General features: G+C 59.1%; 25 protein-coding genes and 1 pseudogene. 19 read left to right on the forward strand and 7 right to left on the reverse strand.

The window, feature by feature from the left end; all coding sequences use genetic code 11:
• Positions 1 to 59: 59 nt before the first annotated feature.
• Positions 60 to 1934 (reverse strand): DUF2075 domain-containing protein, encoded by a 1875-nt coding sequence (locus QE444_RS10445; RefSeq protein ID WP_309738367.1) that lies wholly within the window; start codon positions 1932 to 1934, stop codon positions 60 to 62.
• A gap of 75 nt (positions 1935 to 2009) precedes the next feature.
• Complete coding sequence (locus tag QE444_RS10450) at positions 2010 to 2339, reverse strand: nucleotide pyrophosphohydrolase (RefSeq protein ID WP_263259021.1); 330 nt, start codon at positions 2337 to 2339, stop codon at positions 2010 to 2012.
• Positions 2340 to 2506: 167 nt separating this feature from the next.
• On the opposite strand from QE444_RS10450, the gene QE444_RS10455 reads away from it, so the two are divergent.
• The 5 genes from QE444_RS10455 (at position 2507) to QE444_RS10475 (ending at position 8220) form a co-directional block, all read left to right on the forward strand.
• The gene (locus QE444_RS10455; protein WP_263259022.1) at positions 2507 to 3643 is read left to right on the forward strand and encodes a DUF3883 domain-containing protein; all 1137 of its coding nucleotides are present in this window, start codon (positions 2507 to 2509) and stop codon (positions 3641 to 3643) included.
• A gap of 316 nt (positions 3644 to 3959) precedes the next feature.
• The gene (locus QE444_RS10460; protein ID WP_263259023.1) at positions 3960 to 4868 is read left to right on the forward strand and encodes a hypothetical protein; all 909 of its coding nucleotides are present in this window, start codon (positions 3960 to 3962) and stop codon (positions 4866 to 4868) included.
• A complete protein-coding gene (locus tag QE444_RS10465; protein WP_263259024.1) occupies positions 4865 to 5341 on the forward strand; it encodes a hypothetical protein in 477 nt (158 codons plus the stop codon). Before QE444_RS10460 ends, QE444_RS10465 begins: the two co-directional genes overlap by 4 nt.
• Positions 5334 to 7382 carry a hypothetical protein gene (locus QE444_RS10470; RefSeq protein WP_263259025.1) on the forward strand — a complete coding sequence of 683 codons (2049 nt, stop codon included), beginning with the start codon at positions 5334 to 5336 and terminating at the stop codon, positions 7380 to 7382. The genes QE444_RS10465 and QE444_RS10470 overlap by 8 nt, the downstream gene beginning before the upstream one ends.
• 268 nt (positions 7383 to 7650) lie before the next feature.
• Positions 7651 to 8220 carry a hypothetical protein gene (locus tag QE444_RS10475; protein ID WP_263259026.1) on the forward strand — a complete coding sequence of 190 codons (570 nt, stop codon included), beginning with the start codon at positions 7651 to 7653 and terminating at the stop codon, positions 8218 to 8220.
• A gap of 344 nt (positions 8221 to 8564) precedes the next feature.
• Here QE444_RS10475 and QE444_RS10480 read toward each other — a convergent pair whose 3' ends face one another.
• Positions 8565 to 9461, reverse strand: a complete 897-nt coding sequence (locus tag QE444_RS10480) for a LysR substrate-binding domain-containing protein (RefSeq protein ID WP_263259027.1) — start codon at positions 9459 to 9461, stop codon at positions 8565 to 8567.
• A 223-nt stretch (positions 9462 to 9684) separates the two neighbouring features.
• Here QE444_RS10480 and QE444_RS10485 point away from each other — a divergent pair, with 223 nt between their 5' ends.
• The 9 genes from QE444_RS10485 (at position 9685) to QE444_RS10525 (ending at position 18075) form a co-directional block, all read left to right on the forward strand.
• Complete coding sequence (locus QE444_RS10485; protein WP_263259028.1) at positions 9685 to 10758, forward strand: ABC transporter substrate-binding protein; 1074 nt, start codon at positions 9685 to 9687, stop codon at positions 10756 to 10758.
• Between the two features lie 232 nt (positions 10759 to 10990).
• Positions 10991 to 12064, forward strand: coding sequence for an ABC transporter ATP-binding protein (locus tag QE444_RS10490; RefSeq protein WP_263259029.1), 1074 nt, complete (start codon positions 10991 to 10993; stop codon positions 12062 to 12064).
• Positions 12051 to 12923 carry an ABC transporter permease gene (locus QE444_RS10495; protein ID WP_263259030.1) on the forward strand — a complete coding sequence of 291 codons (873 nt, stop codon included), beginning with the start codon at positions 12051 to 12053 and terminating at the stop codon, positions 12921 to 12923. Before QE444_RS10490 ends, QE444_RS10495 begins: the two co-directional genes overlap by 14 nt.
• Positions 12924 to 12928: 5 nt before the next feature.
• On the forward strand, positions 12929 to 13726 hold the full coding sequence (locus QE444_RS10500) for an ABC transporter permease (protein ID WP_133859608.1): 798 nt from the start codon (positions 12929 to 12931) through the stop codon (positions 13724 to 13726).
• On the forward strand, positions 13723 to 14862 hold the full coding sequence (locus QE444_RS10505) for an FAD-binding oxidoreductase (protein ID WP_263259031.1): 1140 nt from the start codon (positions 13723 to 13725) through the stop codon (positions 14860 to 14862). Before QE444_RS10500 ends, QE444_RS10505 begins: the two co-directional genes overlap by 4 nt.
• Positions 14852 to 15199 (forward strand): (2Fe-2S)-binding protein, encoded by a 348-nt coding sequence (locus QE444_RS10510; RefSeq protein WP_263259032.1) that lies wholly within the window; start codon positions 14852 to 14854, stop codon positions 15197 to 15199. Before QE444_RS10505 ends, QE444_RS10510 begins: the two co-directional genes overlap by 11 nt.
• Entirely contained in the window at positions 15196 to 16575 is a 1380-nt protein-coding gene (locus QE444_RS10515) for an NAD(P)/FAD-dependent oxidoreductase (protein ID WP_263259033.1), read from the forward strand. The genes QE444_RS10510 and QE444_RS10515 overlap by 4 nt, the downstream gene beginning before the upstream one ends.
• A gap of 13 nt (positions 16576 to 16588) precedes the next feature.
• Positions 16589 to 17755 carry an FAD-binding oxidoreductase gene (locus QE444_RS10520; protein WP_263259034.1) on the forward strand — a complete coding sequence of 389 codons (1167 nt, stop codon included), beginning with the start codon at positions 16589 to 16591 and terminating at the stop codon, positions 17753 to 17755.
• Positions 17716 to 18075 carry a RidA family protein gene (locus tag QE444_RS10525; RefSeq protein WP_133859603.1) on the forward strand — a complete coding sequence of 120 codons (360 nt, stop codon included), beginning with the start codon at positions 17716 to 17718 and terminating at the stop codon, positions 18073 to 18075. The genes QE444_RS10520 and QE444_RS10525 overlap by 40 nt, the downstream gene beginning before the upstream one ends.
• Positions 18076 to 18278: 203 nt before the next feature.
• Here QE444_RS10525 and QE444_RS10530 read toward each other — a convergent pair whose 3' ends face one another.
• Positions 18279 to 18566 (reverse strand): hypothetical protein, encoded by a 288-nt coding sequence (locus QE444_RS10530; RefSeq protein ID WP_263259035.1) that lies wholly within the window; start codon positions 18564 to 18566, stop codon positions 18279 to 18281.
• Between the two features lie 671 nt (positions 18567 to 19237).
• Here QE444_RS10530 and QE444_RS10535 point away from each other — a divergent pair.
• A complete protein-coding gene (locus QE444_RS10535) occupies positions 19238 to 20350 on the forward strand; it encodes an STY4528 family pathogenicity island replication protein (RefSeq protein WP_309738381.1) in 1113 nt (370 codons plus the stop codon).
• 47 nt (positions 20351 to 20397) lie between these two features.
• Here the strand turns inward: QE444_RS10535 and QE444_RS10540 are convergent, their stop codons facing one another.
• Positions 20398 to 20673, reverse strand: coding sequence for a hypothetical protein (locus tag QE444_RS10540; RefSeq protein WP_208692066.1), 276 nt, complete (start codon positions 20671 to 20673; stop codon positions 20398 to 20400).
• 320 nt (positions 20674 to 20993) lie between these two features.
• Here QE444_RS10540 and QE444_RS10545 point away from each other — a divergent pair, with 320 nt between their 5' ends.
• Positions 20994 to 21341 carry a helix-turn-helix domain-containing protein gene (locus QE444_RS10545; RefSeq protein WP_007159148.1) on the forward strand — a complete coding sequence of 116 codons (348 nt, stop codon included), beginning with the start codon at positions 20994 to 20996 and terminating at the stop codon, positions 21339 to 21341.
• Positions 21342 to 21672: 331 nt separating this feature from the next.
• Here the strand turns inward: QE444_RS10545 and QE444_RS10550 are convergent, their stop codons facing one another.
• Positions 21673 to 22008 (reverse strand): hypothetical protein, encoded by a 336-nt coding sequence (locus QE444_RS10550; protein WP_309738387.1) that lies wholly within the window; start codon positions 22006 to 22008, stop codon positions 21673 to 21675.
• Between the two features lie 285 nt (positions 22009 to 22293).
• On the opposite strand from QE444_RS10550, the pseudogene QE444_RS10555 reads away from it, so the two are divergent.
• A pseudogene (locus QE444_RS10555) lies at positions 22294 to 22640 on the forward strand (SDR family oxidoreductase); the annotation flags it as partial.
• Positions 22641 to 22729: 89 nt separating this feature from the next.
• Here the strand turns inward: QE444_RS10555 and QE444_RS10560 are convergent.
• A complete protein-coding gene (locus QE444_RS10560; RefSeq protein ID WP_263259038.1) occupies positions 22730 to 23512 on the reverse strand; it encodes a LuxR C-terminal-related transcriptional regulator in 783 nt (260 codons plus the stop codon).
• 139 nt (positions 23513 to 23651) lie between these two features.
• Between QE444_RS10560 and QE444_RS10565 the strand changes: the two genes are divergently transcribed.
• Positions 23652 to 24467 (forward strand): carbon-nitrogen hydrolase family protein, encoded by an 816-nt coding sequence (locus QE444_RS10565; RefSeq protein ID WP_309738388.1) that lies wholly within the window; start codon positions 23652 to 23654, stop codon positions 24465 to 24467.
• A gap of 107 nt (positions 24468 to 24574) precedes the next feature.
• Complete coding sequence (locus QE444_RS10570; RefSeq protein WP_263259040.1) at positions 24575 to 25903, forward strand: APC family permease; 1329 nt, start codon at positions 24575 to 24577, stop codon at positions 25901 to 25903.
• Positions 25904 to 25911: the final 8 nt, after the last annotated feature.

The raw sequence follows: 25911 nt of genomic DNA on the forward strand, positions 1-25911 counted from the left end.
ACGGTCTCCGGCTCGCTCCACGACAGCGCGGCCCGGCAGCGCCCGGCGACGCCTAGGCCTCACACCGTGCCTAGGGGCCCAGTTGCCACCCCAGACCCGAAGTACTCGGCCGTCTCCGCATCCGTGCAATACACATAACACCCCCTCATGCCGCGGGTCATGAGCGTGCGATAGGTGTTCTTGATGATCAGGTCCGTTTCCTGCCTCGCCAGGTCCAGATGTGTCTTCATGAGCTTCTTGTACCCGCGGATGGAACGGTCCTGCTTGTCGCGCTGGTCGGGCGAGGTCACGACACGGCCGTTACGCACGGTCAGGTCCGACCCGATGATCACGCCGATGTAGTCGACCTCAAGGCCCTGGCAGGTGTGGATGCACCCGACCTGCTCGATGGATTCCTTGGCAATGATCCAGAGGCTGCCGTCCTGGCTGAGGTTCCATTGCCGGCGGTAGTCACCGATCACGATGTCGTCGGCCAGCGGATCCTTCTTGCTGCGCCAGGGCCAGCAATAGCCGGCCACGACACGCGCCTTGTTCTGATGGTTGCGTGCCTCGATCGCCGCATGCAGCGCCTCGGGCGTATCGAATACCTGGAAATCATACTCGCCGGCATCGAGCCGATCATTGGCGGTCGGCCGGATGTCGAGCACGTTGTCGAGCCACGCGAGATAGCCATCCGACCCGCTGCAACGGAACTGGGAGGCCAGGTCGTATTCCTCGACGAGGGCGCCCTTGGCCTCGGCGAACTGCCGGATCGCCTGCTTGCTGCCCACGTCATTGAGGGTGACGCGCTGGTCCTCGTCGATGAAGAAGACCGTGCACTTCGAGGCCCCGATCAGCTCCTTGACCTGGTGCTCGCCGAGGTTGGCATACAAACCGCTCTTCTCGTTGAGGCGGTGGGCCTCATCGACGAGGAGCACGTCGAAGACATCGGGCTCGGCATCAACGAAGGAGCCAGACCCGGTGAACATGTGCGAGAACCTTGAGCGGGTGATGGACCCGACGAGCTTGGTCTCGTAGACCTTTCGCGGCGCGGCGTTCTTCGACACGTACTTGCCCACCAACCCCTGCGAGGTGAGCTGCACCATCAGGTTGATGGCCAGCAACGTCTTGCCGGTACCGGAGCTACCCTCGACGATGACGACCCGGGGCTGATCTGACGAAGCAGCCTTAGCCGCTGCAAGCGCGGCCTCGTAGACCTCCTTCTGGTCGTCGATCAGGACGAACTCAGGGTTGCCTTTCAGCAGGCCCGACAACGAATCGGCGAGCGCCTTAGACGGACGGATCCGACCGTTGGCCAGCTCGTACAGGACGGCCTTGTCGTCACCGGACTTGATGTATTTCCGGATAAAGGCCCGAAGCTGCTCGAGTTCGTCCTTGCCCTTGAGAAAGAGCGGGGTCTTCTCGATGTAGGGCTGGTAATGCGAGGCGTCGATCACGCCGTCGCGGACGTAGTTGTGAAGGTAGGCGCAGGGCCGGACGACAATGCTCTGGTCGTACACCGCCTCGTTGAAGCTTTCCAGCAGGGAAGCGTAGGACCAAGCCTGGTACGAGGGATGCACCGTCTCGCGAAGTCCCTTGCCAAGGGCGGTCACCACGATCGCATCCTTGGTCGTGGCCTTCGCCGTGCTCCACTGCTTGAGCTCGACGAGCACGGCGTTCTTGCCGCCCAGCTCGTCATGGCCGGTGAGCGTGAAGTCGATGCGCTTGGACGACTGCGGGATATGGAGCTCGATGGCGAGCCCAGTGTCAGCCGGCAACGCGTCATCGCGTAGCACCTTGGCCATGTAGCCGAGCGACCCTTTCCACGACTCGATCTCTGATCGTCCGACTCGCTTGCCGGTGCGGGCGGTGAAGTGGGCGAGGATCACGTCCTCGATGTCGTCGTTGTCGGTGTCCTTGAGGAACTGCTGCTTGGTAGCTTCGTAGACGATCACGCGGTCTTCCTTAGCCGGCTTTTAAAGTTGGTCGTACTTTTTGCTCGTGTTGCGCGCCTTGTCGACGGGATACTTCTACTCATTGAGCCGAAGCTTGTGTTGCACGGCCTCGTCGAGGTCCACGCCAAGGACATTGGCCAGCCGCACCAGGTACATCATCACGTCGGCCAGCTCGTCGCGCACTGCCTGGGATGTCTCGGGGCGCTGCGCCGCGGTGTTGGATTGTTCCTCGGTCATCCATTGGAAGATCTCGAGGAGTTCGCCCGTCTCGCCCGTGAGGGCCATGGCCAGGTTCTTCGGCGAGTGGAATTGCGCCCAGTTGCGCGCCTCGGCGAACTGTTCGAGCGCTTCGGCCAGTGGCGTTACATGAACGAGCGAGGAGGGCAGCGAGGCATCGATCGGCACGACGTTGTCCTTGGTGGCGGCAGGATTTGCCGATCATACTTGAGCAAAGGGCCGATGTAAGCGCGGCACCGGCCCGCAACCAGCGAGCCAGGGCCTGCGAAGCAATTGATGCGATACCTGCGGCTTGAAGGTTCCCGGCATTACCCAACATAAGGACGTGGTCGTTTATGTCCCAGCTTTCCCAGCTCCGCAGCCCCGCCGCCGTGCAGGCTGCCATCGACGAGTTCGTGCAGATCGGCCGTGCCAAGTTCCTAGCGCGCTATGGCTTCGGGAAGTCGCGCGACTTTCTCGTGCGCGACCCGAAGACCGGTACCGACTGCGATTCGAAGGCCATCGCCGGCGTCGCCTATGGCAAGCAGTTCCCTCGGCAAGGCCCGCTGACGGCCGACAGCTTCTCGGGCGGTGAGGCGACCGTGGTCCCCGCACTGACGAGCCTCGGATTCGCGATCATTCGTATCGGCGAGGATTGGTCGGAAGCCGAAGTCGAGGCCACGGTACGCGATTACTTCGAGATGCTGCGTGCCGAGGCGGCTGGCGCGGCCTACAACAAGTCCGAGCACAACCAGGCCCTGCGGCGCGTGCTCAAGGGCCGTAGCAAGTCCTCGGTCGAGCTCAAGCACCAGAACATCAGCGCCGTGCTCGACGCGCTGGGGCTGCCCTACATCAACGGCTACAAGCCCCGGGGCAACAGCCAACTGCTGCTACGTAAATCCGTACAAGCGTATGTCCTGAGGCACCAGCAGGCGGTCGGCACCATCGTCGATGCCCTGGAGGAAGTAAGGCTCCCGATCGAAAAGACCTACCTGGCAGCCCTCGTCGAAGCGCCCAGGCGCGAGGCGCTTGTCCCAAGCCTCGCCAGGGTGCAAGAGCGTATGCCGCGCAAGTTCGACTTTGCCGCGCGGGACGAGGCCAATCGCAAGCTGGGCCGGGCAGGGGAGCAGTGGGTGGTCGAGTTCGAGCAACAGCGCTTGACCGCCGCGGGCCATCCGGAGCTCTTCCAACGTCTGGACTGGGTATCGGACACCCAGGGCGACGGTGCAGGCTTCGACATCCTATCGTTCGAGGACGAAGCGCAGCACCGCTTCATCGAGGTGAAGACCACCAACGGTGGAGTGGGCTCATCCTTTCTCGTCAGCCACAACGAGCTCGAGTTTTCAAAGGAAGTTGGCGAGCAGTTCTACCTGTACCGGGTCTTCCAGTTCAGGCAGGGGCCGCGCCTATTCACCCTCACGGGGGATCTGGCCGAGCATGTCCACCTCAGGCCCCTCGACTACCGGGCGAGTTTCAGGGGTATGGTGAGGTAGCGTTATGGCTGCTGTCGGCCAATAGCGGACGTTCGCACGCGAACCCTGCCTCTACCGGCTATTATCAGTCATTCGCGAATGCCCGCTTCGACTCATAGCTGCCTACCAGCAGCTAGGTAAACGAGCTTGTCGTATATGGCCCTTCATGACTGGTCTTGCTTGATGGCATTGAGCCTGTTCCAGTTAGTGAAATTATGAGTTATATAGAATGGATTCTTTCAATGGTCTAAATATTTTCTGGCAATTAGAAATTTCTAGCCCCTCTTTCGAGGCGTGCCATTTTACAGGCCTATGTAGTCGGCATGACGGGTAATTTATGGAGATTAGTCCTAATAAAGTGTGGGAGCGAAAAGAATGGGAAGATCATGTAAATGATCTGCTCAGAATAAAGCATGGTCAAGAAAACTATGTCCCCATACCAGACCGGCATAATGGTGATGCTGGAATTGAGGGTTTTTCCTTTTGTGGCAATGCTTATCAAGCTTTTTGCCCGGAAGAGCTCTGCACCATGGAGCAGCTTTATGATAAGCAGCGCGACAAAATAACAACCGACATAAACAAATTTATAGAAAACAACAAAGGGACCTTGTCGAGTATACTGGGCGGGACGAAAATAAAACGCTGGATTTTGGTCGTGCCTAATCACCTCTCGAAACATCTGAATGCCCATGCATCCACTAAAACCGCCGAAGTTGTCAAGGCTAAATTGGCTTACGTTGATAATAACGATTTTCATGTATTGGTTTGGGATAGAAATACATTTAAGAGTGAAGAGGCAGAGTTGCTTGAGCAGGGAATTAGGGTTCTCAGGTTAGAGCGAGAGGCGGTGTCTGATATTGAGGTCAACGCCTTTCAGACGGGCAAGACAGATTTTGTAAATAACGTAGAGGTAAAGCTGACCAAGCTAAAGCCAGCATCTCCCGCCCAAATTGAGAAAGCGAGGGATGTTATGCTTAAACAGGCGATCTACGCTCAAAACATGCTAGGGAATTTGAAGCAAGAATACCCAGAGTACCACTCTCAAATTGTCTCTGGGGTTATAGAGAGGGAAGAAAGTTTACATATCGAATACTTTGAAAGTCAACAGAAAAGTCCGGCTCAGCAGATAGCTGCTCTCAAAGAAGTTTTAGCAAAAAAAAGCAAGCTCCACGAAGATAACTTAGACTGTATTGCTGCTGGAACGGTGGCTGACTGGCTTATGCGCTGTAACTTGGATTTTGAATGATGGACATTCTCGATGTCGTACCGAGCAAAGTCGTCTTTCGTCAGAGCGGAACTCCGGTAGAACCAGAGTTCAGGCCGCTATGGAAACTTTCTTTAATTGCACTTATATTGCTTAGGCTGAGCTCCGGAAACAAGGCTGGCGCCAAAAAAATACAAGCTCTTAGCTCCATAATTTCATCCAATGAAAAGCGGAAGAGCTACTCCTCTAAGGCTCTAGATCTATTCACTAGCGTTAATGTTAGGTTTGACCCCCTTGTAGACCGAGCTATTGATATGGGGCTGGGTGAGGGAGTTTTTGAGCTGGAGCCGTCGAAAAGTATAAAATTGTCGGATAAGGGCATGGATTTTGCGAAAGCAATTGATACAGATAAGGAGGTTTTTGTAAAGGAAAAGGAGTTTATGAAAAAATTCAATAAGTCATTTTTTACCGACGCCGTCGTAGATAAACTCATATGTGGTGATTTCCGTGAGTAAGCTTAAGATAAATAGGCTGAAGATAATATCCAGAACAAATGAAGGGGATTTTGGTACGGACATCTCTTTTTCATATGGACTGAATATTATTAGAGCTGACAATACTCTTGGTAAATCCACCTGCGTTCAGAGTGTTATATATGCGCTGGGGTTAGAGGGTACCTTAGGCCCGAGTAGAAAGAACCCTTTAAAGTCTGCTTTGACTACAAGACTAAAAAAAGCGGATGGAGGCTATGCGTTAGTAGCAGAATCAAAAATCTATTTAGAGATTTCCAATATTGACGGCAAGGCAATCACAGTCGTCAGAAGTAGTGTAGAAGAAAAAAATAGGGTCATATCGGTATATGATAAACCGATTGATGAAATAAATTTTCTGTCTGACTCTTCCTTCTCTGATTTCTTTGTTAGAGATCCAGGCGCGGCTGCAAGAGAGCGCGGGTTTCATAATTTTCTTGAGAAATTTCTTGGTATAGAGGATCCCCAGGTCGTCAAGTATGATGGGAGTACTTGTCCGCTATATCTAGAATCTATATTTTCGGTCAATTATGTCGAGCAAACTAGGGGGTGGGGAGGGATTCTAAACGTGCTTCCCACTTATCTTGGTATTAAGGATTTGGCAAGTCGAGTTCTAGAATATAATCTTGCCTTAGATATCCAAGAAAACAATCGAAAAAGACAGCAGTTAGCTGTCCAAAAAAACAATCTTGAGGCTACCTGGGTCTTATCTATCGAGAGGCTGGTATCCGCGGCGAAGCAGGTATATGCATTCGTTGACTCATCTCTAAGTGATGAAATAGGCAAGCAAGATTCGGTAAACAGCACGACTGATCTCTATATATTAGATCCTCAACTGCACAAGGTTAACCTCCTCGATCATCTTATTTCTCTGAGGTCGGAGCTATTGGTCCTCAAAAAAGAGTCGACTTCAAGCGAAGGGCATGGATTGAGAATTCAGGCGCAAGAAAAAGAACTTGGCCTTTTAATGGATAGGCTCTCGGAAGAGGAGTCTGCTATCTCAATATTGCTATCAGATGTGGATGTTAGTGAGGACTATGTACGCTCGATAGAAAAACGCATCTCGTCAGTTAAGGAAGGACTACGAAAATATCGAGATATAAAGAAGATACAAGAGTACGGATCTGCTGAGAGCTTCAAGTTTCTGGAAGGCCGGTGTCCCACTTGCAATCAACCTGTTCAAGATTCGTTGCTTCCTCATATGCACAATCAGTCAGCGTTAGGGATAGACGACAATATTAAATATTTGGAGAAGCAGGTATCTGTCTTTGAGTCTCTTAGGTCGGGCGAAGAGAGCAAAGCCTTAGCTAAGAGAACCCTAATACTTAGGGCGCAAAACAGGATCAATCTCACTAGATCAGAAATCCGTTCATTAAAGGAAAGCCTTATCGATGTTAAAGGTGCTCCATCTAGGGCGCAACTCAGAAAGGAAATTCTACTAGAGGAAAAATTAGAGACGATCGAGCGAATCCTGACTATTGAGTCCGAAATCAAGGAAAAACTGATATCCACAAAACTAGAATGGTCAAAGGTAACTGGCGCAATTTCCAAGCTACCCTGGGATGGGTTTAGCAGAAATGACTATGTAAAATTTAACGTGCTAACTGAGCAGTTCAAGAAGAATCTAAACGACTTTGAATACAAAAGTACACCGATAGAAGACTTTGAGATCTCAAAGCGGACTTATAGGCCCGCTATTAATGACGTTGATCTGGGGTCAGAGGCATCTGCGAGTGATAACATTCGGGTAATTTGGGCATATTTATATTCCTTGCTGACTTTAGATTTTCATCTGGTAGGGCTTGCCACAAATCACTTAGGAGTACTAATGCTGGACGAACCGCGCCAGCAAGAGACAAAAGAAGTCAATTTTAAAACGTTTATTGAGAGAGCATCTGAAACGAGTAGCATGGAGCTGCAGGTCATAATTGCAACTAGTGAAAAATACGACGACTTAAAGAGGGTGATCGAAGGACTGCCTGTTAATGTAATTAATTTCCAAGGGCCTATAATTTCTAAATTTTAATTTGGATCTGATTATTGAGGCCGACGGGCATCGCGCGGGCGGAGCAAAGCTCTGTTGCTTTGCGCCAAAGCACAAAAACGGCAGTTCTTTTAATCTTTATGCACGGGATTCTGCGCCAACCAGATATTTTGAGACCGGGCAATCAGTATGGGACGTGCGGTTCTTACTTCTACCGGAATCAACCTGCCACCACAATGCCAAAGCTAGCCATAGCTAATTATTCTTATTTAAGATCATCCAGTCGCCCGCCTCTCGAGATGGAAAGAAAATGCAACTGCCCCTTGCCGAGACGATAAAACGCACCACGCACCTGATTCAAAGCATGATGGGGTTTTGGAAGGAGGCTCACGGTTGGGCCCCTATCGAGGCAGCAGAGCTGCTGAATAAATCGATGCTCGAATGGCAGAGTTCGCTAGCGGAGGAATTGTCAGCATGGTGCGGCAGCTTGAGCGATGGCCAGCTCATCCTTGCCTGGGTCAACCTAGGTGCTTTAGTCGAAGGTCAGATGAAGCTACTTTTGTCTGTGTACTACAAGGAGTACCTGTCGGAAGCTTATGCCATAAAAAAGAAAAATGGAGCGATCCAAGACCCAGACGGAGTAACGCTGGAGCCGCTGATTCTCTTTTTCAGGCAAAAAATCTGGTCGCCGGAGGATAATTGGGAGCCATGGATTCGGATGGTTCAACAGCGTAGAAATGCGATTCATGCTTTCAAAGCAAAAACTATTGGGACTACAGAAGAACTACACACTGCGTTAGAGAAACTCCTTGAATTTGTGAGATTTATAAACGGCCGACTACCTTATCCCGATCAATATTACGCTCCTCGAGAATACTGAGTGAGCATCAAACTAACTTAAGGGCGAAAGCCGCGTTGGGTCGGTAGCGGGCGCTGATTGACGTCCGCTTCTGGCCGGTTGCGGCCCTTTGCGAAGGGCAGCTTTGGGTCGAGAGCTGTCGTTCCCGAGACGTTGCTCTCGACCGATAACCATCTCTTCCGAACATTTTGATAACTAGCGTGCGTCCAGCGTGACAAGCGGCGTATGGTCAGTTAGCCATAGAAAAACGGTCAGGGCGAAGTCCAAATGTAGGCCTGATAGCTTTGACTACTCCCCGCAAATGCGCTTTCCCGGCCTTCTGAAAACGATCCGCAAATTGACGCGATAATGCTCGTAGCTAGAGCCTAGCACCCCGGAAAATGCTTCGCATAATGCTCCCGCAACGCTCCGATGAAGTCCGTAGCTAATGGCGTCTGGCCTGATCCTGCTGGCACAACAACGTAAACCGGAAACAACAGCTCGGGCTCGAAGCGGTGGATGGTGATGCACTTGTGCAGGAAATCTTGGGCGACATTCGGACTCATGAGGGCGGTGCCCATGCCGGCGGCGACCATTTCGCAGGTGATGGAGCTGTACTGGCCTTCCACGGCGAGTTTGCGTTCGACACAGGCCTGCTCGAACACCCTGTCCATCTGCTCACGGGTGCCGTCGCCGTGGCAGAGCGAGACGAAGTTCTCGCCGTGGAGATCCTGAGCTCTGATGACCTCCCGTGACGCTAGGTGATGGCCTGGTGGTAGGACGCAGACGGCGCGGAGCCGGGTGATAAGCAGCGTTTCCAGGGGCCCGGCGTCGCTGGGTTGGACTACTACGCCCAGGTCGCAGAATTGCGACTGTACCCACTGCACCACTGTGGGCGAGGCGTTCATGTGCAGGGAGACGGTCAGCTCTGGGCGGGTCGCGACGAAGTCCTTGATCACATGAGGGATGAGCGTGAGGCCGGTTGAGGGTACCGCCGCGATACGCAGGCGGCCGGTACCCAGGTTACGGATGTTCTTGGCTGACTGGCGCAGACTGTCCAGCCCCACATAGGCCCGTTCCACTTCCTGGAAGAACGCGCTGCCTTCCTTCGTGGGTATCAGCCTTACCCCGGCGCGCTCGAACAGTTTGAGTCCGGTGCTCAACTCAAGCTGTGCGATCAGTCGGCTGACGTTGGGCTGCGAGGTATGCAGGGCTTCAGCGGCCGCGGTCATGGAGCCCAGACGCATTACGCTGCGGAAGGCCTCGATCTGTCTGAGATTCAACAGAGCTCTCCATATCAAATATGAATACTTAACCCGTACCTTCGTATTTGACCCTATGGGTTTAGGCTGACAATACTCGGTCACAAGCCAAATGGCCCCATAAAAAGAAAGCGTTTCCGAATGGCGGTTACCGCGATGTCCTCGGAGGCGGATGCCTGGATCTTCCGGTCGTGTCCTCACGACGTTCTCGATCTGCCGCAACGCAAAAAAGGGAGCATTGCCCGTGACCAGTCCGTATCTCGCCCGTACCTCATCCATCTCCTTGCGTCAGGGTCTGTCCGCGCTGCTGTTGGCCGCAGCGGGCGCTGGCATGGCGCTTCCCGCCCACGCTGAAACGACGCTGTATGTTGCGGGCGTCGGCGGCTCCACCGAGCAGATGTACAAGACCCGCGTCATTCCCGTCTTCGAGAAGGCGCATGGGGTCAAGGTCGTGTATGTGTCGGGCAACTCGACTGAAACGCTGGCCAAGCTGCAGGCGCAGAAAGGGCGGCAGCAGATCAACGTCGCCATGATGGACGACGGCCCCATGTACCAGGCGCTGCAGCTGGGGTTCTGCGAAAAGCTCACGGATGCGCCTGTCTACCAGGACCTGTATCCCCTGGCGCGTCTGAGTCCAGAGGCCACGGCAGTGGGGATGGTTGCCACGGGGATCGGCTACAACGAAGAAGCTTTCAAGAAGCGCGGTTGGGCGGCGCCGACGTCCTGGAAGGATCTGGAAGATCCGAAGTACCGGCAGCTGCTGGGCATGCCGCCGATCACCAATACCTACGGGCTGCATTCGCTGATCGAGATGGCGCGGCTCAATGGCGGCGGCGAGAAAGATATCGATCCGGGCTTCGCGGTGTTCGAGAAGAAGATCGCGCCCAACGTACTGGCCTGGGTCAGTGCCCCGGGCGAGATGGACGGGATGATGCAGAACGGTGATGTGGTCATGGCGGTGTACGGCAGTGGCCGTGCGGTGGCGCTGCAGAACACCGGCTTTCCGCTCAAGTTCATCTATCCGAAAGAGGGCGCCGTAGCGCTCCAGGTCGCCGCCTGCTCCGTCACGCCTAATGCGCAGTCCGAACTCTCCCAACAATTCATTCAGTACGTGCTGTCACCGGAAATCCAGAAGATCCAGTCCGAAAGTAACGGCTTCGCGCCGGTGAATCGAACGGTCCAGCTACCGCCAGAACTCGCGGCCCGTATGCCTTATGGCCAGGAAAAGGTCGACAGCCTGCTCAAGGTCGATTGGGACACCATCAACCAGAAGCGTTCCGAGTGGACGACGCGCTGGAACAGGACCATCGAGCGGTAGAGGGCGTGTCCACCAGACGGCGATGAAGTGACAGCGGGATTGCGAGTGGAGAGGAGGGTGGCTTCGGGCTATTCCTCCGCCCGCTGTAGCAGCAGTTCCTGAGTCCATTTCACCATCGTCCGGTTCCACCTCGCTCAATGATCGAGCCACCGGTTACCCCTTACTAACCGGTCGCTCCCACCTCCCTTGGACGAACAGCGATCGCGCTCTCGTGATCGCCGGAGGCATGACCATGGCTTTCCTGATCCTCGACGGCCTCGTCAAAACCTATGGTGACTTCACCGCCATCGCCGGGCTCGACCTTGCGGTAGAGAAAGGCGAATTTCTGTCCCTGCTCGGCCCTTCGGGGTGCGGCAAGACCACAACGCTGCAAAGCGTTGCCGGATTCGTACAGCCCACCGCCGGGCGCATCGTGCTGGACGAGCGAGACATCACCCATGTCCGGCCGGAAAAGCGCGGACTGGGTATGGTGTTCCAGAGCTATGCCCTGTTTCCCCACATGACCGTGGCCGAGAACGTCAGCTTCGGCCTGGAGATGCGCGGCGTGTCGCGTAGCGACAGAGAGGAGCGGGTTAAGTCGGCGCTCGACATGGTTCGGCTGCAGGGCCTGGGCGAGCGCTATCCCAAGGCCTTGTCCGGCGGGCAGCGTCAGCGGGTGGCCATCGCCCGGGCCCTGGCGATCCGCCCGGACCTATTGTTGCTGGACGAGCCCATGTCGAACCTCGACGCCAAGTTGCGCGAGGACATGCACATCGAGTTGCGCGCCATCCAGCGCGACCTGGGTATCACCACCATCCTCGTCACCCATGACCAGGTGGAGGCGATGACCATGAGCGACCGCATCGCGGTGATGCACGGTGGGCGCATCGTGCAGATTGGCTCGCCGTTCGAGACCTACGAGCGGCCCCAGTCGCCCTTCGCCTCGAGCTTCCTGGGCAAGACCAATGCCTTCCCCGGTGCCGTCCAGACCCGCAAGCCGCGCTGCTACGAGGTCAAGGTCGACGGTCTGATGCTGCATATCCCTCATGAGGGGCATCAGTTCGACGGCGATGTAAATGTCTATCTGCGGCCGGAAAAGATCCGCCTGGCCGATCCTGCCGAGGCGCGCTTGCGTGGCACGGTGCGCATGCGGGTGTTCCTGGGCAACCTCTGGCTGATCGGTGTCGAGAGCCCCCTGGGGCCGGTGAATCTGACGCAACCGAACCTCGGCGCGCCGCCGCCGCTGGAAGGAGAGGAGGTGGGCCTGACCTGGTTGGACGATGACCTGCGCCTGCTCGGCCGGGAGGTGTCCCATGGCCACCTATGACGCCGAACGGGTCGGTAGCGCCCCCTGGCTGCTGACTGGCCCTGCGCTTCTCGTGTTCCTGACCCTGCTGGCGGCGCCCCTGGTGCTCACGGCCATGCTGTCGTTGAACCTGTTCAGCGACACCAAGGGTGTGATCCCGGTGTACTCGCTCGCCAACTACCTGGAAGTGTTCGGCGACGACTATTTCCACGAGATCTTCTTGCGTACGGGCGGCATGGCGCTCGCGGTGACCGTCTGCGCGGTGCTCATCGGTGTGCCGGAGACGCTCATCATCGCTCGCATGCGCGCACCCTGGCGATCGCTGTTCCTGCTGGTGGTACTCGGCCCGCTGCTCATCTCGGTGGTGGTGCGCACCCTGGGGTGGGCCATCCTGCTGGGCAACAACGGGCTGATCAACCAGGCGTTGCAGACGCTGGGCATCATCGATTTCCCGATCCGCATGATGTTCACCCAGTTCGGTGTGGTGCTGGCGCTGACCCATGTGCTGGTGCCCTTCATGGTGATCGCCGTCTGGGCCAGCCTGCAAAAGCTCGATCTGCAGGTGGAGCAGGCCGGCCTGTCGCTGGGTGCCTCGCGGATGACGACCTTCAGGAGAGTGGTGCTCCCACAAATCGTGCCGGGAATCCTCTCGGGCTCGATCATCGTCTTCGCCCTGGCGGCCTCGGCCTTCGCCACTCCGGCGATTATCGGCGGACGCCGCCTCAAGGTGGTCGCCACGGCCGCCTACGACGAATTCCTCGGTTCGCTGAACTGGCCGCTGGGCGCTGCCATCGCGGTCCTGCTGCTGATCGCCAACCTGGTGATCGTGGTGGGCTGCAGCCGGTTGGCCGAGCGCCGTTTCAAACACGTCTTCGAGTGATCGCCATGTATCGGAACGGTTTCTTCTCCCTTGCCTTTCATACGCTCTTCATCGCCTTCATCGTCGCGCCGCTGGTGGTGGTGATGGCGGTGTCCTTTACCGGCGAAGGCTTCATTTCATTGCCCTCCGGTGGCCTGTCGCTGCGCTGGTTCCAGGCGCTGTGGGCCAACCAGGAAATGGTCGATGCCTTCTGGCTGTCGCTCAAGCTGGGCCTGGTGTCGGCGACGGTCGCCACGCTGCTGGCGGTCCCCGCGGCGCTGGCCATCAGTCGCTACGACTTTCCCGGGCGAGGGGCGATCACCGGCTTTTTGATGTCGCCGCTGATGATTCCTTCGGTGGTGCTGGGGATCGCCTTCCTACGCTTCTTTTCCCTCGCCCAGGTGGGCGGCTCGCTCTGGGCCCTGAGCATCACCCACGTCATCGTCGTGCTGCCCTATGCCTTGCGCCTGACCCTGGCATCCACCATCGGCCTGGAGCGCGATGCAGAGCACGCGGCGCTGTCCTTGGGCGCCAATCGGCTGCAGACCTTCTGGCGGGTGATCCTGCCGCGGATCCGCACTGGTGTGGTGGGTGGCTGGCTGCTCGCCTTCATCCAGAGCTTCGACGAGCTGACCATGACGGTCTTCGTCGCGACGCCCGGCACCACGACCTTGCCGGTCGCCATGTACAACCAGATCTCCCAGACCATCGATCCCCTGATCACGGCGGCCTCCACGGTCCTGATCCTGGGCACCCTGGCGGTGATGCTGCTGCTCGATCGGCTCGTCGGCCTGGATCGGGTGTTGATCGGAGAGAAGCAATGAATGACAGCAGCGTACCCACCTCGGCAGAGGTCATCGTGGTTGGCGGTGGGCTAGTCGGCATGGCGGTCGCCTATGGCCTGGCGAAGGCTGGTACCAAGACGCTCGTACTGGATCAGGGCGATGACGCCTTCCGTGCCTCGCGGGGCAACTTCGGTCTGGTCTGGGTGCAGGGCAAGGGCTTCGATCGCCTGGAATATTCCCGCTGGACGCGGTCCTCGGCGCTGGCCTGGGCCGGGTTGGCCGAGGACCTGCTGAAGGAGACGGACGTCGATGTTCGGCTGAAGCAGCCCGGCGGCTTTCACATGTGCTTTTCCGACCAGGAGCTGGCGGAGCGCCAGGCGCGGCTGGCAGGTATGCAGACGGACCTGGGTGATTACCCCTTCGAGATGCTCGACCAGGCAGATCTGCGGGCACGCCTGCCCGGTATCGGCCCGAAGGTCGTCGGCGCGAGCTACACGCCCATGGATGGCCACGTGAATCCGCTCAAGCTGCTGCGGGCCTTGCATGCGGGAGCGCAGCACCACGGGGCGACGGTACTGGGGCGGATGCCGGTCGAGCGGATCGATTCCGCGCCTGGCGAATTCACGGTGGTCACCCCCGGTCAGCGCTTCACCGCGCCGCGCCTGGTGCTGGCGGCGGGTCTGGGCAATCGGCCGCTGGGGGAGCAGGTCGGACTGCATGCCCCGGTCGCGCCAAATCGTGGGCAGGTGCTGGTCAGTGAGCGGGTTCGGCCCTTCCTGGACTACCCGACGATCAATGTGCGCCAGACCGACGAGGGCAGTGTGCAGCTTGGCGATTCCATGGAGGAGGTCGGCTTCAACGACCTCACCACTACCGACGTGCTCGCCAGGATCGCCCAGCGTGGCGTCAACACCTTCCCACTGCTGGCTGACGTGCGCCTGGTTCGGGCCTGGGGCGCCCTGCGTGTCATGAGCCCGGACGGCTATCCGATCTACCAGGAGTCCGCGTCGCACCCCGGTGCCTTCGTCGTCACCTGCCACAGCGGCGTGACCCTGGCCGCGGCGCACGCGACCCGGATCGCGCCATGGGTCCGCGGCGGTGAACAGCCGGAAGAGCTGGCGGTGTTCGCCGGCGAACGTTTTCTCACGGGGGAGGTGTTTTCCCATGCCCATTGATTCCTTGTTTCGCCGCGTGGACGCCGAGGGCGGCCGTCTCATCACCCTGACCTTCGACGACCAGGCCTTCCAGGTACCTAGCGGTCTCACGGTTGCCGCCGCCTTGTTGCTGGCCGGCATACGTCAGTTCCGCACCTCCCCGGTAGGCGGTGAAGCCCGTGCGCCCTATTGCATGATGGGCGTGTGCTTCGAATGCCTGGTCGAGATCGATGGGGTGCCAAGTCGCCAGAGTTGCCTGATCGAGGCGGCCGACGGCATGCGCATCCGTTCGCAGCAGGGCGCCCGGGAGCTGCCCTTCACCGCTGCCGAACCCGTGGTGATGGAGGTGCAGCCATGAATCTCGAACCTGTGGACGTCGTCGTCATCGGTGCGGGTCCTGCCGGCATGGCCGGGGCGCGAACCCTGTCGGACCTGGGGCTTTCCGTCGTGCTGCTCGACGAGCAGGCCGCAGTCGGCGGGCAGATCTATCGCGGTATCGCCAGCGCCTCAGCGGCACGGCGTACGTTGCTCGGGCCGGATTATGCGGCCGGCGCCGATTTGGCGGAGGCGGTGAAGAGCTCGGCGGTACGCCACGAGACGGGGGCGTCCGTCTGGCAGATCACCCGCGAGCGTCAGGTGCACTATCTCAAGAACGGACAGGTACGTTCCTTCGCCGCCAGAGCCGTGCTGCTGGCGAACGGCGCCATGGAGCGGCCCTTTCCCATTCCCGGTTGGACCCTGCCCGGGGTGATGACCGCCGGGGCCGCGCAGATCCTGCTCAAGACCGCCGGCATCGGTCCGCAAGGCCCGGTGGTGCTGGCCGGGTGCGGACCGCTGCTCTATCTGCTCGGCTGGCAATACTTGCGGGCTGGCATACCCATCGCGGCCCTGGTGGACACCAGTCGCCGTGAGGACTACTGGCGCGCCCGCGGGCACCTGCTGGCAGCGCTGCGGGCCTGGCCCTATCTGCGCAAGGGTGTCTCGCTGTTACGCGCTCTGCGCAAGGGGGAGGTCCCGCATTACACCGGTGCCGAGCAGTTGCAGGTCGACGGGGAAGGGCAGGCCCAGGCGCTCAGCTTCGTCGTTGACGGGAAGGCACAACGGGTGTCGGCTGACACCGTGCTGCTGCACCAGGGTGTGGTGCCGAACATCCAGTTCACCCAGGCGCTCAGGGCCCAGCATCGCTGGGATGATGCGCAGCTGTGCTTCGTACCTGAAACCGATCGATGGGGCGCGCTCGATGTGCCTTTCATCTCGGTGGCGGGTGATGGTGCGGGCATCGGTGGCGCCCAGGCCGCGGCCTTGCAGGGGCAGCTCGCGGCGCTCGGGCTGGCGCGTACCCTCGGCCAGCTCACCCCGGCCCAGCGCGATGCCCAGGCTGCGTCCTTGCGCGCCGAGCTGGAGCGCAACCTGCGCATTCGCCCCTTCCTCGATGCCCTGTATCGCCCGCGCGAGGAGAACCGGATTCCGGCGCGTGACGACGTCACCATCTGCCGCTGCGAAGAGGTGACGGCGGGCGACGTCCGGCGCTTCGTCGAGCTGGGTTGCAGCGGACCCAATCAGGCGAAATCCTTCGGTCGCTGCGGCATGGGTCCCTGCCAAGGCCGCATGTGCGGCTTGACCGTCACCGAGATCATTGCCAAGTCCCGCGGACTCACGCCCGACGAGGTGGGCTATTACCGCATTCGGCCACCGATCAAGCCCATCACCCTGGGAGAGCTCGCCAGTGGCTGACAGGACGGCGGACGTGATCGTCATCGGCGCCGGGCTGCATGGGTTGAGCACGGCCTGGCATCTCGCGCAGTACGGCGTGCGGGTGATCGTGCTCGAAGCCGATTACGCCGGACGGCATGCCTCTGGTGTGAACGCTGGCGGGGTGCGGACGCTCGGTCGGCACCTGGCGGAAATCCCCCTGGCGCTGGCGTCGCGCGCGCTCTGGCACAGCCTGCCGGAGCTGTTAGGGACGGACGCGAGCTTTGTCGCCAGCGGCCAGCTCAAGCTAGCCGAAACCGGTGAGGAGCTGCAGGAATGTCAGGCGCGCGTCGCTGACCTTCAAGCGCACGGTTTCACCCATGAGGTGCTCATTGACCGGGAGGAGGTTTTCGAACTCTTGCCGACGGTGGCGCCCCATGTGGTGGGCGGTATCTGGGTGGCGGACGATGGCTACGCGACGCCTTACCGTGTGGTGACGGCGGTTCGGCAGGCGGCGGAGCGCCTGGGTGTGGTGCTGCATGAACAGACGCCTGCTCTATCCATCACCCAGCGCGGCACGCGCTGGCAGGTCGAAACGCGCAAGGGAAAGTTCGAGGCGGACCAACTGGTCGTGACGGCCGGTGCCTGGGCGGGGCGCCTGGCTGCCGAGGTGGGCGAGCCAGTACCCACCTATCCGCAAGGCCTGATGCTGATGGTTACCCATCGAGTGGCGCCCTTCTGCAGGCAGGTGCTCGGTGCCACCGGGCGCGCCCTGTCCTTCAAGCAGTTCGACAACGGCACAGTGGTCATTGGCGGCAAGTTAATCGGTGCCCTGGACTACGATGCCCGCCACGGCGAGGTCGATATCGCTCGTCTCGTAACCAGCGCCCAGACCGTGACGGACCTCTTTCCGCACCTCAGGCATCTGGGCATCAACCGCGCCTGGTCCGGGATCGAAGCCTTCACCGAGGACGATCTGCCTGTCATCTCAAGCAGCAGTCGCGCCGGTGGACTGACCTACTCGTTCGGTTATTGCGGCAGTGGTTTCCAGATGAGCCTCGGCACTGGCCAGCGAGTTGCGCAACTGGTGCTCGGCGAGTCGTCGCCGATCGATCTTACGGCTTTTGCCATCGATCGCTTCCACAGAGATTCCTCAACCCCCAGGCCACTCAAGGAGCCTATATGCAACCCATTACCCGTATCGAAACCAACCAGCGTATGAGCCGGGTCGTCCAGTACAAGGGCGGCATCACCTTCGTCGGCGGCCAGACAGCCAATGATCGCACCCAGGACATTAAGGGGCAGACCGCGCAGGTGCTGCAGAAGATCGACGATTACCTGGCCAAGGTCGGCCTGGACAAGACGCGCATTCTCAGCGCCCAGGTGTGGCTGTCGGACATCCAGGCCAATTTCGCCGGTATGAACGAGGTGTGGGACGCCTGGGCACCGGAAGGGGAGGCACCTGCACGGGCTACAGTTGAGTCCAAGCTGGCGGCGCCGGAATTGCTGGTCGAGATCGCCATCGTCGCAGCGGCGGAGTAAAGGCAGTCGCATCAGCGCCCTGTAGCTGAGACACTGCGCCTATATCAAGAAGCGCCGGTAGAGCACTGCCTTTGAGGTAGAGCTGATTTTGCTACAGACCCATGGAGACTGTTGCGACAGGTGCTCGATGTAAGGCGTATGTAGCGGGAAGTGTGACGCTTCAGAAGGCTGGGATGGTTGCTAGACCATCCCAGCCACCGCTTCTAATCGACGGTAGTCGCCAGAGCGTTGGCGCACCGGGAACTAGAGATCGCCCGGCGATATAACGTGACCATCTCGTCTAGCAATTCCTGAGCGATGTTGCAGGCAACCTTTAGCCGCAGCTCGTCAGAATGACCGGAGTCGCGCTCTGCCAGCTGAACTAGCAGGTCACCTAGCATCGAGGCACGAAGATCTGCATCGGCTTCGATAGACCGAGTGGAAAGATCCATTTGGTTAAGCGCGATTGGCTTGCTGGGGAAGGGGACCACTGAGGGCTTCTTCTCAGCCATGGCACACCTCCGTTGTAGAGGTATATGGCATGCAGGTAGCGCCGAGGCGGAGCTCGGGCTTAAAAGAAAGACGGTGCATTCATGCTGCTCCTTGGTTCGGTTGAGGAGCCGCCGCCACCGTTGTCACGCGGTATGGAGGCGGACCGTACGGGGGTGACAACCGGGAACCAAGGGAACCGGCCAGGCCGAAGCCTGCCCCGCACGGCCCGCCATAAAACGCACGCAGCCGAATGCTTAGCATTGGCTGTGGGCGATTAGGCTACCGCGCCCTTGTTCATCGGGTTGTCACGCCCGGCCATGGGATTGACCATGACCATCCAAATCTACCGCGCTCATATCGCGACCGCAACCGGTCACAAGCGTCCCTGGCTCTACCCAGCAGTGATCGCAGTTGGTTAATCACGAGCGACATGCAGCAGGGTGGAGACCGTTTGGTGGTCAGGCCATCCAGACCGGTTCCAATCCCTGCCTTGCCAGACAGTCCTAGACTTTCTCCGCCGTTAAGCTAGGGGGCTCTCCCCACCTCTGACTCATCGGTTTTTGGTCTGCGGCAGACCACTTGGTATGCAACAGAAATACGGTAATGGGCTAAATCGGATTTATCCGGGACAGACCAGTTGGTGCCAAAGAGACTCGCCTGACAGCCGAAAGGCCTTGGTAGGGGAGAGGAAATGGCAAGATATTCCGCACACGAGCGCTACGCGTCGACTGACTGGGTCACGACTCCAACCGCGCTGCTGGTAGATCCGCAGCTGACGCCCTTGGAGCGCAACGGCTGGCAGGTCTTGCGCATGCTGAGCGGCCCGGATGGTGTCAGTTCGCTTACGAGCCTGAGCCAGCTACGACGCTATCTCACCACCACGCCGTTAGGGCAACGGGCGGGTTATGAGACGGCGCGACGTGTTCTGAAAGTGCTGCGCCTGACGGGATGGATCACGCTGATCGGTGTGCAGCGTGACCCCATGACGGGCAAGGTGATGAGCGAGCGCTACAGGGTGCATGAGCGTGCCTTAGCGTTTGATCAGGCATGCACTGCCGACCAGACGCTTGCCTGTCTATTACAAGCGTGCCTGCACGAGACTGGGCATCCGATCCAGCGGATCGCGCAGCATCTAAGTCAGGCGTTCACGCAGGGTGAGCGCAGTAAAGAGGCAGTGCCTAATGGAGCTTCTATCCCAAGCGAGTTTGGGAGCTCTATCTCCGCGGCGGTACCTGTGGAGTCCGGCTTAGGCCAAACCGGTCTGCCACAGACCAACAAAGTCCACGACGAACCAATTGGCCAATACAGTACGTACAGTAGTAAGACGTATAAAGTACGTACGTATCCTTCAGAGCTGGAAAACACGAAGGGCAATGCTCCGCTTCCATCCTGTCTCGCGGGAATTGATGAGGAGCAGTTGCAGGAGCTGCTGACGGCACTTGATGAATTGTCCCTAGAGCAGCGTCAGCAGGTGTTGGCAGAGCTCGACGCCAGACACCGTAGCGGCGGGGTACGCAACGTGGTGGCCTATGCTTTTGGCTTGATCAGACGAGCGCAGTCGGGAGGTTTCCGGCCTTATGCATTGCGGGACAGGCCGGCAGTGCAGGCCGTGGCGAACAGAGACCTCGGCATGGGCCATCGTCCACGCCCGGCACATGGAGTAGCCCCCGCAAAGCGCTCAACGCCCGAAGTCGCTGAAAACCACATTGCGACGCTTCGCAAGATGCTCAACATGCCTGTCAGGGTGTCGCGCGTGCTCGACGACATCAAAGCTCAGTCCGAGCAGCTCAGCGAAGAAAGCTAGTCGTGGTGACTTATGAATGATTGAGCCACGCTGTGGGCTTGGACTGCTCATAGGCCCAGTGCGGAGGCGTTCGTAATGCTTTTGCTGCGGCGATGGATGATGACCATCTCATCCAACAGATCTTGCGCGGTCATTTTGATAATCGTGGCGCGAAGCGAATCTGTTTCCAAGGTGCACGCGTCAAGCTGATCGAGCAGGTCCTTCAGTACGGAAAAGCGCAGCTCAATGTCATCTGAGAGGTCCGACAGGTCGCTTGCGAAATGGCCGGCGTCGATACCTTTCTGAGGGAGCGAATAGATACGGGAGTTCTTGGTGTGCTTCATGATGCGTATACCTCGATTTTCCTAACGTCCGTCTGGGGGTCGATTAATCGATCCTGTCCGGGCAGGTCGCTCAGCACTTCAGCGTGCACTCGCTGGCTTGGAGGTATCTCAGCGTTAGCAGCAGCCTTACAAGTGCTATTGCCCAATGTGCCGAGCCAGCTATGTCTCTGGTGACCAAGAGGATTCCGGCCCTCTCACTAGCTGCCCATGAACAGCTAGGCGAGCCTTAGCAAGACAACCCTATAGGTTGATATTCGACCTGAAATGTCCTTCATGTCAACAGGGTGTCGCTCGACCATTGAGGTTGAAGGGAGGGCGTCATGGCTGAGTACGATACGGCGGCATTGGCAGGTCTGGTGGGGCGAGCCATTGCTCGGCAGCGCATTCGCTGCGGGTTCACCCAAGAGCAGATCGCCGAACGATTGGGGATAGGTAACGAGGCGGTATCGCGCATCGAGCGCGGTTTGGTCATGCCTAACATCGAGCGCTTATTGTCTCTGGCGGAGGTATTCGGCTGTGAAGCAGCGGACTTGCTGACTGAGGCAAGTGCCCGGCCTCAGGATCAGGCCCGACATCTCGAAACGCGCTTGGCTACCCTCAGCGCCGAGGATCGCCAACTGGTCATGGAGTTGCTTGAAAGTCTGATTCAGCGACTGGGACGCGGTTGAGCGAGCGACTAGGGTGCTTGATTCCCACACCCTAGACTCTCTCAGGCAGCTGCATAGGAAGGAGCAGTGCCGGCTCCTCGACGGGACCTGGCGTCCGTGCGCTTGAAGGAATAGCGGGCACAAAAAAGCCCTCGCGAGAGGGCTCCTTCACCGGCGACAGAGTTACACGAGCAGGTGGGCGAGATAGGCTACGCCAGCAGTAAAGGCCGCGCCGGTGAGTACGGGCACCGCGATCCACAGAGGATTGGCCTGACGCTTACGGTACCTGGCAGACTTCTCAAGGACCGCGTCAACCTCAGCGCGTGTGGCTTCGACCCTACGGCGTCTCGACTCATTTATGGCTTGTGCGTTCATGCGCTACTCCTTTGGAGGGCGGCGCCTCCGGGGCCATATTCAAGGCCGATATAAGCGTGATCATAATACCGGTGATTACTGCTGCAAGCGTGGCCCATTTTCGAAATGAGTCGACGCGTAGCTCTGTGAGTTCGATGTTGAGCTTGTCGATCTCCAGCAGAGTCTTCTCCAGCGTCAGCTCAGCCTGGTACCGAGCGATTTGATCCGCTTCGGCTGCGACATCAGCAGGCGACAGCTCGAGCCGCGGATCTCTAGGGTCTTCATCGAAATCGCCCGCAGATAGCCCTAATGGCGGCTCCTGTCTATTGGACATACAGTACCTATCTTTGATTGGTGGAAAAAATACGCGGGGGCTATGCCACCTCTTACGATGGCCGACAGCGCCCGGCCCACGGTGAGCATGCGCGGCGCTCCACCTACTCGCGCAGCGTTTCCACATCCGCCGGCCCTCAGACACGGTCGTCGGTCAAAGAACGTAGGTCCTGGCGGCTGTCGCTGATTTAGGTCCCGGCCGAACGACGACGGGTCGGTGTCAACCTGCGCAAACCTAATCGTCTTCCCAGCGCTTCTCGCTACGACCGCTCTCAACCGATGCTGGTGCCGTGAGGCCGTCAAGACAATGATGCCCAACGAATCCGGAGCTATCGTCACCATGGCCTCATACGCGTCCGGCTGTGCGTTTCCCACCCTCGGCGCCTAAGGGGCGCACTGGCCCAACTGACCGGCGCGCTCGCGCTCGAAGCCATCGAGCACGGCATCCGCGTCAACGCGGTCGGCGACGGCCCGGGTTGTCTTGCCCAGCACGGCGACGCCGCGCCCAGTGGCCGTGTTGCGCAGCCGGAGGAAACTGCCGAGATTGTCGCCTTGCTCACCTCGGACCGCGCAAGCTTCATGGTCGACTCGATGGTCATGGCCGATGGCGGCATGACTGTCACCGCCAGTTGATCAACCCATCACGCATACAGGGGATCCCTCATAAGCATGCTGACCTAGGTTGCCTTCTTCATTGCACTACGCAGTGCAAATCTGTGGCGTCATTCGCGCTGAGCCTGCAGGAACACCGCGAACAGCTCCGACTGCGACTTGATGCCCAGCTTGCTGTAGACGTGCTTGCGGTGCACCTTCACGGTCTCAGCCGAAATGGCTAACTTGCGCGCCACCTCTTTGCTGGAGTACCCGCTGAGGACCAGACGCGCCACTTCCAGCTCGCGACCGGTCAGCGCCGTTTCCACTTGGCGTGCCATCCGTTCAAGGCGCTCCTGCCAAGGCGGGGCGGCCGTCGGCTCGCTGGGCTCCGGCTCGTAGCGCAGGCGCTGGCGCACCAGTGCCGTAACCCAGGGCGCTACCAGGGAGAGCAGGGCTATCTGGTCAGGTTGGAAGCGTTGCCGTGAACCCAGTGACAGACACAGCGTTCTAGCACCGGGGAGGGCGACATTGAACTGCACCTCGTCAGCGACCACGTTGAGGCTGAAGTAGCGCTGGTAGTAGTCCGTTTGCTCGAAACAGTCCGGGGCAATTTCGCTCAAGCGCACGAGACCTTCCCGCTGGCTCTCGCGACTGGCGATGTAGAAGGGGTCGAGCAGGTACAGGCCGTGCAGGTAGTCCTGAAAGAGCCGGTCCGGTGCACCGTCGTCGGCGGGACTTTCAGCCAACACCTGCGGGCGTCCCTCGCTAAAGACCAGGGCCACCCAACTGTCGTGATGTACGTACTGCGCCAGCGCGCGAGTCATGGCACGCCAAAAGTACGGGCGTTCGAGCGCTTCGATGAGTGCGGCCACGGTCTTATGGAAGGCGATGTCGTGCAAGGTCATGGTCATCTGTCTACCCCTATGGGGTTACCCCGCGTGCGTAATTCCGCCTGTGTGGCTCCGCCTCCATACTCGACTCCGGTCGGAGGGATGTCCGCATTCTGTGTATGCCCCCCACCTGATGCAACACCAAGAACGGAGCCCCCTCATGCAAGTTGAACTCGCTCAGCTCACCGGTCGTGATGGTGATACGGCCCATAATCTCGCCCAGGCCCTGCATGCTATCGCGGCGTGCAGGGCGGGCACTCGCCTGTTGGTGTTCCCGGAGACCTACCTGACGGGCTTTCCGACGCCAGAAAACGTTGCGGCCCTGGCTGAGCCTTTGAATGGTCCGAGCCTGACCGCCATCGGCAAGGCAGCGGCTGCGCGTGGGTTGGCTGTTGCCATCGGTTTTGCCGAGGACGACGACGGCACGTTCTATAACACCACCGTATTGATGGACGGGCAGGACATTGTGCTGACCTACCGCAAGACGCACCTGTGGGCGTCGGACCGCGGCGTGTTCGCGCCGGGCGATCGCTACGCCACTGCGCTGCTGGACGGCGTACGGGTCGGCTTGCTGGTGTGCTTCGACATCGAGTTTCCGGAGAGCGCGCGTGCCTTGGGCGCGCTTGGCGTAGAGCTGCTGATCGTCACCAACGGCAATATGGACCCCTACGGGCCGACGCACCGAACCGCGATCATGGCGCGGGCGATGGAAAACCAGGCCTATGCGGTCATGACCAACCGGGTCGGCGCAGGCGATGACGGTCTGGTATTCGCGGGTGGCAGTGCAGTGGTCGATCCCAACGGCAGCCTGCTGCTGGAAGCCGGTCGAGAGCCCTGCGCGCAGTCCATTACCTTGGACTTTCATCGCCTAGCTGAAGCCCGCCGTAACTACCGCTATCTGGAAGAGCGCCGCATGACGCTGCCAGGTACGCGTATCGACCATGCCAATGGCGTGCGTGAGCTACTGATCCCCTGACATTTCCCTTCTGAAGGGCGCCACAGACGCGCCCGTTGCGGCATTGCCGCGCGCTTTTGCCGACTTCGGTCCTGCCATAACAACATATAAAATGGGAGTAACAAGTAATGGCTCGTCTGCAACGATCCTTGTCTCTAGGCGCGGTGGTGCTGTTCGGCATCGCCTACATGACGCCGATTATCGTGCTCGGCACCTTCGGCATCCTTGCTGAGATCACCCACGGCGCCGTATCGGCGGCCTACCTGGCCGCTGCAGTGGCGATGTTCTTCACCGCGCTAAGCTACGCCCGCATGGCCAAGCTGTTTCCGGTGGCCGGATCGGCCTACAGCTATGTGCGTCACAGCATCAGCGATCACCTCGGATTCATTGCCGGCTGGGCGGTGTTGCTCGACTACCTCTTCCTGCCGATGGCGATCTGGCTGATCGGCGCGGCCTACCTTCATTCGGCGTTCCCGCAGCTGCCCCAGGCGCTTTGGGTACTGACGTTCATCCTGGTCACCAGCGTGATCAACATCGTGGGCCTGCACCTGGCCAAGGGCATCAACAGCGTACTGATGGTGGTGCAGTTTCTGGTGCTGCTGACCTTCGTCGCGCTATGCGTGCATTACGTGCTGGGCGATGCCAGCAAGCCGCTGTTGTCGTTGCAGCCATTCCTGGGCGAGGGCGTAAACCTGTCGCTGGTGATGGCGGGCGCGGCGGTAGCCTGCTACTCCTTCCTGGGCTTTGATGCGGTCAGCACCCTGACCGAGGAAACCCGCGACCCTCAGCGCACCATTCCTCGGGCGATCCTGCTGATCACCCTGATCGGTGGACTGATCTTCGTGGTCACGGCCTATTTCGTTCAGTTGGCCCATCCGTCTACCCAATTTGAAAGCAGCGATGCGGCCGCTTACGAGATCGCCCGCAATATCGGCGGTGATCTGTTTGTGTCGGTCTTCCTGATCGGGTTGATCGTGGGCCAGTTCACCTCGGGCTTGTCGGCGCAGGCCAGCGCCTCGCGCCTAATGTTCGCCATGGGCCGCGATGGCGTGCTGCCCCGGGCGCTACTGGGCACCCTGAGCCCGCGCTTCGGTACGCCGGTAGGCGCTATCCTGGTCTGCGCGGTAGTGGCGCTGCTGGCCCTGAGGCTCGATGTCACCACCTCGACCTCATTCATCAACTTCGGCGCCTTTCTAGCGTTCAGCCTCGTGAACCTCTCAGTGATCGTTCATTTCGCACGCCAGCCGCAGAAGCGTGGCCCCCTACAACTGGTGCTCTACCTACTGTGTCCACTCATCGGTATGTTGGCGACGCTCTGGCTGATGATCAGTCTTGACCGCTTGGCGATCATGCTTGGCTGCAGCTGGCTGCTGCTTGGTGGACTCTATCTGGCTTGGCTGACGGGAGGTTTTCGTAGTCGCCCGCCCGCACTTAGTTTCGAAGCTGAGCAAGGGTAAGTAACGCG

Source organism: Pseudomonas sp. SORGH_AS_0199 (genome assembly GCF_031453735.1).
Taxonomy (GTDB): domain Bacteria; phylum Pseudomonadota; class Gammaproteobacteria; order Pseudomonadales; family Pseudomonadaceae; genus Chryseomonas; species Chryseomonas aestiva.